14 protein-coding genes are annotated in these 12,673 nt (G+C 56.7%); 8 read left to right on the top strand and 6 right to left on the bottom strand.

The annotated features are described in order from the left end of the window. Positions 1 to 23: 23 nt before the first annotated feature. The gene (locus Mag101_RS16660; protein ID WP_198040022.1) at positions 24 to 1,250 is read left to right on the top strand and encodes a DUF58 domain-containing protein; all 1,227 of its coding nucleotides are present in this window, start codon (positions 24 to 26) and stop codon (positions 1,248 to 1,250) included. Positions 1,251 to 1,314: 64 nt separating this feature from the next. On the opposite strand, the gene Mag101_RS16665 is transcribed toward Mag101_RS16660, so the two are convergent. The 5 genes from Mag101_RS16665 to cysK form a co-directional block, all read right to left on the bottom strand. Then, positions 1,315 to 1,899, bottom strand: coding sequence for an outer membrane protein (locus Mag101_RS16665; protein ID WP_077407574.1), 585 nt, complete (start codon positions 1,897 to 1,899; stop codon positions 1,315 to 1,317). Positions 1,900 to 1,989: 90 nt separating this feature from the next. Further along, positions 1,990 to 2,265, bottom strand: a complete 276-nt coding sequence (locus Mag101_RS16670; RefSeq protein WP_077407576.1) for a type II toxin-antitoxin system HicB family antitoxin — start codon at positions 2,263 to 2,265, stop codon at positions 1,990 to 1,992. Positions 2,266 to 2,383: 118 nt separating this feature from the next. After that, positions 2,384 to 2,590, bottom strand: coding sequence for a hypothetical protein (locus tag Mag101_RS17920; RefSeq protein ID WP_157520468.1), 207 nt, complete (start codon positions 2,588 to 2,590; stop codon positions 2,384 to 2,386). A 188-nt stretch (positions 2,591 to 2,778) separates the two neighbouring features. Further along, a complete protein-coding gene (cysQ, locus tag Mag101_RS16680) occupies positions 2,779 to 3,618 on the bottom strand; it encodes a 3'(2'),5'-bisphosphate nucleotidase CysQ (RefSeq protein WP_077407579.1) in 840 nt (279 codons plus the stop codon). Positions 3,619 to 3,776: 158 nt separating this feature from the next. Beyond that, entirely contained in the window at positions 3,777 to 4,694 is a 918-nt protein-coding gene (cysK, locus tag Mag101_RS16685) for a cysteine synthase A (protein WP_077407581.1), read from the bottom strand. Between the two features lie 174 nt (positions 4,695 to 4,868). On the opposite strand from cysK, the gene Mag101_RS16690 reads away from it, so the two are divergent. From Mag101_RS16690 to Mag101_RS16710, 5 genes are all read left to right on the top strand, one after another. Then, the gene (locus Mag101_RS16690; RefSeq protein ID WP_232325068.1) at positions 4,869 to 5,540 is read left to right on the top strand and encodes a lysoplasmalogenase; all 672 of its coding nucleotides are present in this window, start codon (positions 4,869 to 4,871) and stop codon (positions 5,538 to 5,540) included. 62 nt (positions 5,541 to 5,602) lie between these two features. Then, positions 5,603 to 6,259, top strand: coding sequence for a GMP/IMP nucleotidase (gene yrfG, locus Mag101_RS16695; protein WP_077407585.1), 657 nt, complete (start codon positions 5,603 to 5,605; stop codon positions 6,257 to 6,259). Between the two features lie 167 nt (positions 6,260 to 6,426). Continuing rightward, positions 6,427 to 6,807, top strand: coding sequence for an RNA-binding S4 domain-containing protein (locus Mag101_RS16700; RefSeq protein WP_077407587.1), 381 nt, complete (start codon positions 6,427 to 6,429; stop codon positions 6,805 to 6,807). A gap of 242 nt (positions 6,808 to 7,049) precedes the next feature. Next, positions 7,050 to 8,585: a S1C family serine protease gene (locus Mag101_RS16705; RefSeq protein ID WP_077407589.1), complete on the top strand. Its 1,536-nt coding sequence runs from the start codon at positions 7,050 to 7,052 to the stop codon at positions 8,583 to 8,585. Positions 8,586 to 8,652: 67 nt separating this feature from the next. Beyond that, complete coding sequence (locus tag Mag101_RS16710; RefSeq protein ID WP_077407591.1) at positions 8,653 to 9,117, top strand: DUF4124 domain-containing protein; 465 nt, start codon at positions 8,653 to 8,655, stop codon at positions 9,115 to 9,117. Between the two features lie 22 nt (positions 9,118 to 9,139). On the opposite strand, the gene Mag101_RS16715 is transcribed toward Mag101_RS16710, so the two are convergent. Then, entirely contained in the window at positions 9,140 to 9,472 is a 333-nt protein-coding gene (locus Mag101_RS16715) for a potassium channel family protein (RefSeq protein ID WP_198040023.1), read from the bottom strand. 208 nt (positions 9,473 to 9,680) lie between these two features. Here Mag101_RS16715 and hslO point away from each other — a divergent pair, with 208 nt between their 5' ends. Both hslO and Mag101_RS16725 read left to right on the top strand, forming a co-directional pair. Then, positions 9,681 to 10,559 carry an Hsp33 family molecular chaperone HslO gene (gene hslO / locus Mag101_RS16720; RefSeq protein ID WP_077407593.1) on the top strand — a complete coding sequence of 293 codons (879 nt, stop codon included), beginning with the start codon at positions 9,681 to 9,683 and terminating at the stop codon, positions 10,557 to 10,559. 390 nt (positions 10,560 to 10,949) lie between these two features. After that, positions 10,950 to 12,497, top strand: coding sequence for a phosphoenolpyruvate carboxykinase (locus Mag101_RS16725; RefSeq protein ID WP_077407595.1), 1,548 nt, complete (start codon positions 10,950 to 10,952; stop codon positions 12,495 to 12,497). Positions 12,498 to 12,673: the final 176 nt, after the last annotated feature.

The following is a 12,673-nucleotide window of genomic DNA, read 5'->3' on the forward strand; positions in this document are numbered from 1 at the left end:
TACAGCCGGAACTTGGGGCATTATTGGCGAAGGCGTGGTGGTTACTGCTCGCTGTTTTATTGCTGTCCGCTACCCTCGACTTTATTACAGGTAATAACGTCTATGGCCTGACCGGCAAACGCACTTTGCCCGGCAACCTGGCCCTCGGTGTTGAACAGCCAATACAACTTCAGTTAAACAATCAAAGCGATCGCAGTCTGGTCTTTGTTTTGTCCGATCAACTGCCTATACAATTGCGCAGCCAAAAGTTGCCATTACATATTCAATTGCAACCTGGCCAGCAACTGGAAACCGGCTATCTGGTACAACCCATTCGTCGGGGGCAAGCGGAGTTCGGGCAGCTGGAAGCATTAGTCAGTTCGCCATGGGCACTGTGGCAAAAGCATGTCCGACTGGGCCAAACCCAAAGTGTGCGGGTTTACCCGAATTTTCTTGGTATTTCTTCTCTCCAGTCGCTGTCCACAGAGCAGACCTTGCGCCAACTCGGTGTGATCCAACATCAACGTCGTGGTGAGGGTCTGGATTTCCGTCAGTTGCGGGAGTATCGCCGCGGCGACAGCCAACGACAGATCGATTGGCGTGCAAGTGCGCGCATGCAGAAATTGATCAGTCGCGAATACCAGGATGAGCGAGACCAGGAAATTATCTTTCTCCTGGACTGTGGACGTCGTATGCGCACCCATGACGGCGATCTCAGCCATTTTGATCACGCACTGAATGCGATGCTTTTGTCCGCTTATGTCGCTATTCGGCAGGGTGATGCGGTCGGTCTGCAATGTTTCGCCGGGAATCAAAGTCGCTTGCCAGCGGTTAAGGGCGAAGGCGCAATTAATCTACTTCTCAATCACGTTTACGATATTCACTCCGGGACCGCCCATAGTGATTACTCTGCAGCGGCAGAACAATTACTTGCGAGACAGCAGCGTCGCGCGCTGGTCATCTTGCTAACTAACGTGAGAGATGAAGACAGTGCCGATCTGAGCGCCGCCGTTCAGCAACTTTCGCGGCACCATCTGGTGATGGTAGCGAGTTTGCGGGAAAGTTCATTGGACTCACTATTGCAAAAACCGATAGCGAATTTTGACGATGCACTGATGAACTGTGCCGGTCGTGATCTAATCCAACGTCGCGAGCGGCTGCTACAGCAACTGCGGGCACGCAATACCATCCTTGCCGACGCTTTGCCGAGAGATATGCACACATCGCTGGTAGAAACCTACTGGCAACTGAAACGTAGCGGCAAGATGTAGAAATGAGGAGTGGTTCGCAGGGAAGGTTTGGGGCAGACCACTGATGTGACTACCCCGCCTCAGGTCAAAAGCGATAACTGAAATTCACTGTCAGGGTGCGTAAGTGCCCCAGATCAAAGCGGACATCTTCCACCCCGTCAAAGAAGTAAAAGCGCGTATCCACGTCGTTGTACATGTACTCGATCGAGGTATCGAAATCCTGCGTCCACTTGTAGCGATAGCCCACTCCCGCATTCCAGTAGTCGTCATCGTAATCGTTATTGATTTCGTAAATAAAACCATCGCGCTGGATATTATCCACATCGAACTCACCGTAGTTCCAGCCAATCATCCAGTAGAGGCACTGGATATCGCAGGTCACGGTGAAATCGACCTTGGCGCCAATCCCCCATTGATCGATGTTGACACTGCCGTCGTCGAATCCGGTGTAGCGTAACTCGACCTGCCAGATGCCCGCAGCGGGGGTTACGCCAATGCTCGCATAACCAGCAAAATCCTGTTCATCGTTAATCTGGAGTTCGCCACCACCCAGTCCAACACTGCCAACAATGAAATATTCACCATTGCAGTAGCCGTCGATCGGGTTATTCCATTGCGCCAACGCAGTACTGGAAGCGAACAGCGCGAGAAGAAATACCAAAGTTTTCATTATTTGACTTCCCTGTTTGAGAGCATCGAATCAAAACATCCTTTTTTGATTCAAAGATCCTGGCGTGAAAATTTGGGCCTACCGGAGTTGCTAGTTGCGGGAACTGAACGCGTTCTGCTCTATGTCGATGATTGCCCAGATACCGCCGCTGAACGCGGGATTTTTGCGTAGTGCTTCAAGATCGCCAGGTGTCGGCGGTACGTCACCGGCAGCGTGCAAGTCATCGAGCCGCGCAACGATGGTCTCCGCCATTTTCTGCAGCGTGAGTTCCAGAGTGTCACCGTGGCAATGGCAGTGGGGCAGATCTGGCGCGATGGCGCCGTAGCCGGCAAATTCGATATTGTGTACCACAACCGGGTAACGCATGGGCTTTCTCGTTTCAGTTAGCTTTTATCCCATCAAGCGTAGACCCAATTATTCGGAATCGAGCAAATTTCTCTGCAAAGAAAATAAATGTGCGACGTGTGTAAAAAATCTGAGAAAGCTAGCGAGGAATTCGCCCAAGTAGGGCGCGACGAGAAAAGATCATTTCCCGGTAGGTTTGCTGTAGAGAATGATCGGGTAAATGATCCGCGCTTTGCATGTCCTGCAATTGGCGCGACAGCCAGGTAATTTCAACTTGCAGGCGCTGACGCAAATGCCTGGTTTCTGTTTCGTTGACGTTTACATGGGTATTGCGGAAATTAGTCATGGCTTACCCTGCGGTTCAACCCAATGGATGGAACCGGCCACGACGATGTCAGAAATTAAGTCAAAGACGCTTAAAACAACAGCTGTGGCCGAGATACATCTTTAAGCCTAGACCAAGATGAAGGGCTTCACCGTAAGGGGAGGGTTGACGGGGCTATTTGCCCCGCCAACAGGGCAGAAACAAAGTAATTATTCGCCCAGCAACAGGGATTTCCAAGCAAAGGACTTGTCGCCAATCACGTAGAAGAACGGATTCAACAGCTCGTCTTTCTGGTTGTAGCGCAGCAGGTCAAACTTGTCGTCAACCACGATACCGCCAGCAGCTTCCACCACGGCCTGCGCCGCTGCGGTATCCCACTCGCAGGTCAACGCCAAGCGGGGATACAGGTCCGCGGCACCTTCGGCCACCAGGCACAACTTGAGCGAACTGCCCATGTTCTTCAGACCAGTTTCGCCCAGGGAGCCTTCTATACGCTCCAGCAGAGCATCAACAGCGCCGGCACCGTGGCTGCGGCTGGCAACGATTTCGATTGGCTGCTTGTCATCCAGACGCGGCTGCATGGTGCGCACAGCGATGGACTTCTCTCCACTGGCATCGCGCTTGATCGCGCCGAGGGTTTTAGCACCGGCGTAGGTGATATCCAATACCGGCACGTGAACCACCCCCAGGACTGGCTCACCATTTTCAATCAGTGCCACATTCACAGTGAACTCGCCGTTGCGACGAATAAACTCCTTGGTGCCATCCAGCGGATCGATAATCCAGTAGCGATCCCACTGACTGCGCTCCGCATAGGCCGGCATTTCGCCTTCTTCGGACAACACGGGTAAGCCGTCCAGCAGTTGTGCCAGGGCCGGCTCGAGAATCTTGTGCGCCGCCAAGTCTGCAGCGGTCACCGGGGAATCATCGGATTTGGTGTCCACCTCCAGTTCGCCACTGGCATTGTATACCTCCAAAATCGCTTCACCGGCTTCGACCGAGATCGCGATTACCTTATCCAGCAATTCCCTGCTTACTACGTTTTCCATGATTCCCCCAATACAAAATTATTCAGTTACTGCATCGGCCACCGCCATTAGCGTGGTCGGCAGGCAAAAATAGGTAAGAGGGGATTATACGCGCGCCGCGGCAGGATTTGTGGCTTGATCCGGCCGCGGCGCATAGAGAGGATAAGTCGAGGTAGCGATCAGGCAGTGAACAGGTCTTCGATAGACAGGTAGCGCTCGCCGGTGTCATAGCTGAAGATCAGCACCCGGCTACCCGGCGCCAGTTCGGCCTCTTTTTGCTTCACTGCGGCCAGCGACGCACCGGAAGAGATACCCACGAAGATTCCCTCCTTGAGAGCGCACTGCCGTGCCATTTCGAAGCTGTCTTCTTCACTCACCGGCACCGTGCCATCCAGCGCCTCGCGGTTCAGCACCTCGGGAACGAAGCCCGCACCAATGCCCTGCAGTCGGTGCATACCTTTTTCTTTGCCCGCAATTACCTGGGATTTCTCCGGCTCTACGGCAAACACTTTCAGGGCAGGCATCGATGCTTTCATCACCTCGGCGCAACCGGTGATATGTCCGCCGGTACCAACGCCGGTAATCATGTAGTCCAGGCCCTCCGGGAAGTCAGCCAGGATCTCCTTCGCCGTGGTGTTGCGGTGCGCGCTCACATTAGCGGGATTGGTAAACTGCTGGGGCATCCAGCTGTTGTCGTGTTCGGCGAGAATCTCCTCTGCCTTGGCGATGGCACCGGGCATACCGTTTTCCTTGGGAGTGAGCACCAACTCAGCACCCAGCGCCTTCATAATCTTGCGACGCTCCACCGACATGGATTCCGGCATGGTCAGGATCAGGCGGTAGCCTTTCACCGCCGCTACCATGGCCAGGCCGATACCGGTGTTGCCGGAAGTGGGCTCGACAATGACGCCGCCGGGCTTCAGCGCACCGGACTTCTCCGCATCTTCGATCATCCCCAGGGCGATACGATCCTTGATGCTGCTGCCGGGGTTAAAACGCTCCACCTTCATCCACACCTCGATATCGTCACGGAAGAGATGATTGATGCGCACGTGGGGGGTATTACCAATGGTTTCGAGGATGTTATTTGCTTTCATCTGTCACTCCCTGAATGAATAAAAGGTGATGATCTTATTAAAAGTGGACTGGTGGTCGAAAATGTCACTGCCTGCCGGATTGTACGACACAGCTATTTCGCCAATACTCGGGCAAGAATACTCCCGAAATCACCAAATATAAAAAGCTGGAGCACCCCCATGTCAGAAATAGCGATGACTTCCCCATCAACCGCGACCTCCAAGTCCGCCCCTCTGGCTGTATTTGCAGTCTCGGCCCTAGCGTACATCGCGCTGCGCGCCGCGGGAATTGAAGCCCTGTGGATGGCGGCACTGAAGATAGTACCCATCGCGACGCTGTTCTGGATCGCAGCCACTTCCCTGGTCGGCCTTACGCGCACCCTCACTTTGATTGCACTGGCGTTCTCCGCCACCGGCGATGTGTTGCTGGCGGTGCCTTTCTCCAATCACTTTGTATTTGGCCTGGGCGCCTTCCTGCTGGCCCAGCTTACCTATGCCGGTAACTTCCTGCGCGCCGCGCAGTTTGGCAGTCGCCGCTTTATGCTGCGCGGTGCGGCCCTGATTCTGGCGGCGCTGTTGCTCGGCCGCCAGGTACTGCCCGGTGCCGGTGAGCTGGCGCTACCAGTAGCGTTTTACATCGTGGCGATTGTGTTTATGGCGCTGTCGGCAGCGGCGCACCGCAGCGGCTCGTCCTTGCTGTTCGCGGGTGCCGTGACCTTTATGGTGTCGGATGCACTGATTGCGCTGGACCGCTTCGTGGACCCGGTTCCGATGGCAGGTATGTGGATCATGCTGACGTACTACGGCGCCCAGGCCTTGCTGGTAATGGGGCTGATTCGCACGGATTTGGCGGCGCGGCAAGCTTGAGGGCATAATAGCCGGCCATTTTTTGTGCAATTGCGGGCGCCAGCTCGCGGAATAGGTTGGTTATGCTGGATTGGAGCCGGATCGATACGGTGCTGCTGGATATGGACGGCACCCTGCTGGATCTGCATTACGACAATCATTTCTGGATGGAGCACCTGCCGCTGCGCTATGCCGAGGCCAATGGCATTTCGGTATCTGAGGCGCAGCAGTTGGTGATCGATATGACCGATGAGTTGCGCGGCACCCTGGACTGGTACTGCCTGCGATACTGGTCGGACGTGCTGAAGCTGGATGTGCTGGCGATCTACCGGGAGATCGAGGACCGCATTGCCCTGCGCCCGCACACCGACAATTTCCTGCGCAGCCTGCGCAACATGAAAAAACGCGCCCTGCTGGTCACTAATGCACACCCGGACGGCTTGAGCCACAAGCTGGCCATTACTGGTATTGATCAGTGGCTGGATGAGATTGTTTCATCCCACGATCTGGGGCACGCGAAAGAAAGCACACTGTTCTGGCATTCGCTGCAGGAGCGCCAGCCGTTCAACCCTGAGCGCACCCTGTTTGTGGATGACAACCTGCATGTGTTGGGCGCGGCGCGGGATTACGGTATCGAGCACTTGCTGTGTATCCGACAACCGGACAGCAAAAGTCCCGCACGAGAGATTTCCGAGTTTCCCGCGATTCATGATTTTGATGAAATTCTTCGGACGCCTTGACTTCTTTTGTGAGCTCGGCGCTACCTATTGTGGCGGCCGGGTACCGGGTAAGGCTTTTCAGGACCGCTGCGAGTACATCCCTGTTTGCGACGCCCCTGAAAAGCCTTACCCGGCACCCAGCCTTCGCATCTGACCTTTTTGCTTCGTATTTTTTATTTCGAGTATTGATGGATAAAGTTCGTATTGATAAGTGGCTATGGGCTGCTCGTTTTTTTAAGACCCGTAGTATCGCCAAGCAGGCTATTGAAGGCGGCAAGGTACATGCGGGTGGCCAGCGGGTAAAAGCCAGCAAGGAAATCACCACTGGCACCTTGCTCACCATTCGCCAGGGCTGGGATGAGCGTGTGGTGGAAGTCATTACGCTTTCTGACCAACGTCGCGGCGCGGACATCGCACAAACGCTGTACCGCGAGACGGAAGAAAGTATTACCAAGCGCGAGCAATTTGCCGCCGACCGCAAGGCCAATAACGCAACCATTTCGCATGAGCGGCCCAACAAAAAGCAACGCCGGCAGATTCATAGATTCCTTCAAGAATCACAGGACTGAGTACAGATGTGAAATGCGAAGGGCAAGTCGCGGGTGGAGCTTTTCAGGAGCGTCGCAAACAGGAAGTTTGCGACGCAGCGCCCAGGGATGGGTTCACAGCGGTCCTGAAAAGCTCCACCCGCGACTTGGCCGCCACACAGGTCCAATGAACCCACCAGAACGTACCGAACACAGCCAGAGCACAAACCCGCCAAAGTGCTAAACTGCCCCAAACTAACGAATAATCAAGACGCGACGCCGCAATGAAACACCTGCTGACTCTTTGCCTGCTGATTCTCTGCTTCTCCCAGATCGCCCACGCGGACAACCGCGAACGCGAGCAGCTCAAGCGCTCGATTATCAAGATCTACACCACTGCCGCCGCACCCGACTACTTCAACCCCTGGGCCCTGCTCAACGCCCAGCAACTGTCCGGTTCCGGCGCCGTGATCGACGGTCAGCAAATACTTACCAACGCCCACGTCATCGCCAACGGCAGCTTTATTCAGGTGCAGCGCCACGGTGATGCGCAAAAATTCCGCGCACGGGTCAAATTCGTATCCCACGACGCCGACCTCGCCCTGCTCACGGTGGACGATGAAAGCTTCTTCGACGACACCCGCCCGCTGGCACTCGGCAACCTGCCAGACCTGCAGGAAGAGGTTACCGTCTACGGCTACCCCATCGGCGGCAAGTCCCTGTCCATCACCCGCGGCGTGCTTTCACGGGTTGAGCATCAGTACTACGCCCACGCCGAAAGCTACCTGATGGCCGGCCAGATTGATGCCGCCATCAACCCCGGTAACAGCGGTGGGCCGGTAATTTCCGGCGGCCGCATTGTCGGTGTGGCGATGCAGACCAACCACAGTGCCGGTGCCGAGAACCTCGGCTACTTCGTGCCACCGAGCGTGATCAGTCACGTGTTGGAAGATGCCAAAGATGGCGTACACCAGGGCTTCCCGGAATTGGGTGCCGTGACCCAGAGCCTCGAGAGTCCGTCAATGAAAGCTGCGGCCGGGCTGGCCCCGGACCAGGAAGGCGCGCTGGTCGTGCGCGTATTTGCAGATGCGCCGGCGGCGCAGGTATTGAAAGCCGGCGATGTGCTGCTGCAGGTGGACGGCTTTGACGTGGCCGCAGACCGCACCATCGAATGGCGCGAACACCAGCGCACCAATTACCACTACGCGGTAGACCAGTACCACGTGGGCGATGAACTGCCGGTGCGCTTTGCCCGCGACGGCGAGATCCTCGAAGAGAAAATTACCCTCGCCGCCACCCCGCCGTCCCGCTCGCTGGTTCAGGGCGAGAAGTTTGACCAGCGCCCGCGCTACTACATCTACGGTGGTGTGGTGTTCGTGCCGCTAAATATGAACCTGATTAAGCGCTGGGGTAATAACTGGCACTCCAAGGCGCCAATCGAATACCTGCACGCGCGCAACCAGTGGTCCAGCCCGGACCAGCACGAACTGGTGGTGGCGCTCAAGGTACTGCCGGCACCGGTGAATCTGGGCTACCACGACTGGAAAAACTGGATCATCGGCTCGGTAAACGGGGAAAAAATTCACGATTTCCAGCAATTTGCCCAGCTAATGGAGGGCAGCGAAACCGGCTTTGTGGAACTGAAAGACAGCGCCGGTTACCGCATGGTGCTGGACTCGGCTGCCGCCCGTGAACAGCAGCCACTGATTCTGCAGACCTATCAGATTCCCGAGCGCCACTCCCTCGGTCTGTTCGGTGCGCTTGCAGAAAGTGCGGATGAAGCGACGGCTGACGGGGCAGAACTGGGGCAGGTAGAATAAGCGGCTCTCACCCTGGTCTCGAGTCGAAGGCTGGGGTTGAGGATGAAGATCACCTCAGGGAGGAGCCGTGAACAATCATTTCGAACTTCGTGCCCGCTGGTTTGTGCCATGCGTGTTGGCGCTCTGCGTATTTACCAACAGCCCGGTAATAGCCGGCGAGCTTTACCGCTGGGTGGACGAGAATGGCAAGGTGCACTTTGGCGACCGCCCGCCGGCGGAGGCTAAAGCGGAGTCACTGGAAGGCCAGCTCAAACCGGTCAACAGTGCCGACCCCACAAGGCGCCAGGACTTCCCCAACAACACGCGTAAAAACCAGATCGATCAGGAATATGCCGCGCGCAAGCAGGCGGAAAAAGCCAAGCAGCAACGCGCGCAGCAAAAAGCCTGCGACTACGCTCGCAAGCAACTAAAGATCCTGAAAGGCCCGGTGTACTTTGTGGATGCGGAAGGCAACGAGTCGACCATCAGCGAGCGGCAGCGCGTCGCCGAAGCGCGCAAGCTCGAGGCGCAGATTCGCAGAAACTGTGGATAACACCCGCCGTAGCTATCAAAGGCTAACCGTGGTCATCGTGCACATCGATTAACGCGCGGGCGATGTGCACAAACAGCGAAATAAACGCACCCACCGCTACAAACAGATACACCACGGTAAATAATTTTCCCAAGTCGGTTTGCGGGGACAGGTCTGTCACACCCACCGTGGCTGCAGTCATCGCACTGAAGTACAGAGCGTCCGGCCAGGACCAGCCCTCCACGGTGTGATAGAAAACACCCCCGGAGAACACCACCAGCACAGCCAGCAACAAGCTAGCGCGGAACAGCGGTCGCTTCCACGAGCGCACAATCGCTTTCAGCAGGCGCAGCAAATTCACAAATAATACGGCCATCCCTGTGCTCCATTCCCCGGCCATTCCCTATCCACACCATAGCCAAATCGTCCATCGCTTTGCGCTCGCAAGAGTCACAAGCCCTTCCGAAGTACAGCACTCTTCGCGGTCACCGCAGCGGCTATAGTGACAATAAGGTGGCATTTATCGCATTTCGCGCACGCAGCGCCTAAAATCGCCTCCCCCAAAACCTAGCGAGGCAAACATCATGTCGGATCAGTTGGAACGCTTTATCTTCTCCAAGCACGATATTCGGGGCCAGGTGGTCACGCTTACCGATGCTTACCGGGAGGTACTCGAGCACAACCAACTACCGCTGCCGGTACAAAAACTGCTGGGTGAATTCCTGGCCGCCTCCTGCCTGCTGGCCACCACCCTCAAATTTGAGGGCATGCTGATGCTGCAGGCCCGCGGTGAGGGTGACGTGCCGCTGCTGGTGGCCGAGTGCAGCCATCAGAGCGATGTGCGCGGTCTGGCGCGTGTGGCCGAGGGAGCGGAAATTGCCGAGGATGCCAACCTGCGCGACCTGGTAGGCAACCGCGGCACACTGGTGATCACCGTGGATCCGCAGCAGGGCGAACGCTACCAGGGCATTGTGCCTCTGGAGAGGGAAACCCTGGCGGAGTGCCTGCAGGAATACTTCACTCAGTCCGAACAGCTGCAAACCCGCTTCTGGATCGAGGCCAGCGCGGATACTGTGGGCGGCATCATGCTGCAGGTGTTGCCGGGCAATAACGCCGCCAGTGCCGCGGAAAACGAAGACGCCTGGGAAACCGGTATACAGCTGGCCTCCACCGTCACCGCCGAAGAACTGCACAACGTGCCTCACGACGAGCTGCTGTTCCGCCTGTTCCACCAGATGGAGCCGGCCACGCTAGGCACCACCAACATTCGCTTCAAGTGCAGCTGCTCCGCCGAGCGCAGTGCGCGCGCCCTGATCGCCATGGGGCCGGAAGATGTATATCGCCTGCTGGAAGAACAGGGTGGTGAAATTACCGCCGACTGTCAGTTCTGCAACCGCACCTACAAGTTCGATCGCGACAAGGTCGAAGAACTGTTCAACGCACCGCCGCACACCCTGCATTGATCTGATTTATGCCGGTACCTGCGCCGGCGCAGAAAATTCCACAAACGCGCCCCCGAGGCGCGTTTTTTGTGCCCGTTATTCGGCCACTATCTGCAGGCGCTACTTCGCTCCTGTTTGTAGTGAAAACTACAGAACACCCAATATTCCCCAAAACTATGAAGTAAAAAAACTACATCACTGCGTTGAATAAATTTTCGCGAAAATTTCCCCAAATAAACCATTTTTCGCTCAAAATTTATACGGATGTTCCTGTGAAGAGATTTTGAAGTTTGCAATAATGCGCGCGCCAGCCGGCCGGTCGCGCAACGTAACCACGACTGTTGGTCGCGAACTCAGGCGGCACCCCCTACTATTTATTTCAGTGATACAACTTCAATGGGTAATAAGCGAATGGCACAGCAAAACGAGACGGTGCAGGCGTTCTCCAACCTCTCCGCAGCGCAATTAGTTGAACAGGCACTGCAGCGTGGTGAGGGTCACCTAACGCACACCGGCGCACTGCTCGCAGTGACCGGCGCCCGCACCGGCCGTTCTCCCGCAGACCGCTTCGTGGTGGAAGAAGCCTCTACCGCTGACAGCATCGAATGGGGCAACGTGAACCGCCCCTTCCCCGCCGACAAGTTCGATGCTCTGTGGAGCCGCGTCGAAGACTTCGTCTCCAGCCACGACAGCTTTGTTCAGCAGCTGCACGTCGGCCAGGACGAGAATCACTATATCCCAGTGAAAGTCACCACCCAGACTGCCTGGCACAACCTGTTCGGCCGCAACATGTTTATCCGAGCGGAAAAGTACAACCCGAAGGGCAAAGAAGAGTGGCGCATCCTGCACGCGGCCAACTTCGAATGTGACCCGAGCCGTGACGGCACCAATTCCGAAGGCTGTGTGATCATCAACTTCGCCCAGCGCAAGGTACTGCTGGCGGGTATGCGCTACGCCGGTGAAATGAAGAAGGCCATGTTCTCCGTACAGAACTTCCTGCTGCCGGAAAAAGACGTAATGCCGATGCACTGCGCTGCCAACGTGGGCGAAGACGGCGACGTATGCCTGTTCTTCGGCCTGTCTGGCACCGGTAAAACCACCCTGTCCGCCGACCCGGCGCGCTACCTGATTGGCGATGACGAGCACGGCTGGGCCAAGGGCGGCGTATTCAATATGGAAGGTGGCTGCTACGCCAAGACCATCAACCTGAGCCAGAAGAACGAGCCGGTCATCTGGGACGCAATCCGCTTTGGCGCCATCGTCGAGAACGTGGTGACCGACGACGCCGGGGTACCGGACTACGACGACACCAGCCTGACCGAGAACGGTCGCTGCTCCTACCCGCTGGAACACGTGGAAATGCGTCAGCTGGAAAACCGCGCCGGCGAGCCGAAAAACGTGATCTTTCTGACTTGTGACGTAACCGGCGTACTGCCTCCGGTATCCGTGCTGTCCAAGGAAGCGGCCGCATACCACTTCCTGTCAGGCTACACCGCGCGTGTGGGCTCCACCGAACTGGGCGCAGAAGCGGGTATTCACCCCACTTTCTCCACCTGCTTCGGCGCACCGTTTATGCCGCGTGCACCCCGCGAATACGCCGACCTGCTGATGAAGCGTATCGAAGACTTCGACTCCAAAGTCTACCTGGTCAACACCGGCTGGACTGGCGGCTCCGGCGACAACGGCAAGCGCTTCCCGATTCCGGTAACCCGCGCCGTGGTTGCCGCAATCCAGAGCGGTGCGCTTGAAAACGCACAAACCGAGCACCTGGACATCATGAACCTGGAGATTCCCACCGAAGTACCGGGTGTGGATCAGTCCTACCTGAACCCGCGCAATGCCTGGGCGGATCAGGCAGCCTATGATGCCGCCGCCAGCAAGCTGGCCGGCCTGTTTGCCGAGAACATCGAGAAGTTCTCTGTGAGCAACGACGTCAAGGCAGCCGGACCCAAGGCGTAAGCCTCCCGCGAAAGCCCCCCCGCAGCGAGTAGCGCCAAACGGCGCTTCCTGCACAAAAAAGGCGACCATTCCGGTCGCCTTTTTTTGTGGGCAACATTTGCGCCACGGCAGCTATAGTGAGTAGAGGGACTGTTTTTGCGCCGCCCCGCGCGCGTAATAACCGTCATTGGTTCCGA

The organism is Microbulbifer agarilyticus, from assembly GCF_001999945.1.
Taxonomy (GTDB): Bacteria; Pseudomonadota; Gammaproteobacteria; order Pseudomonadales; family Cellvibrionaceae; genus Microbulbifer; species Microbulbifer agarilyticus_A.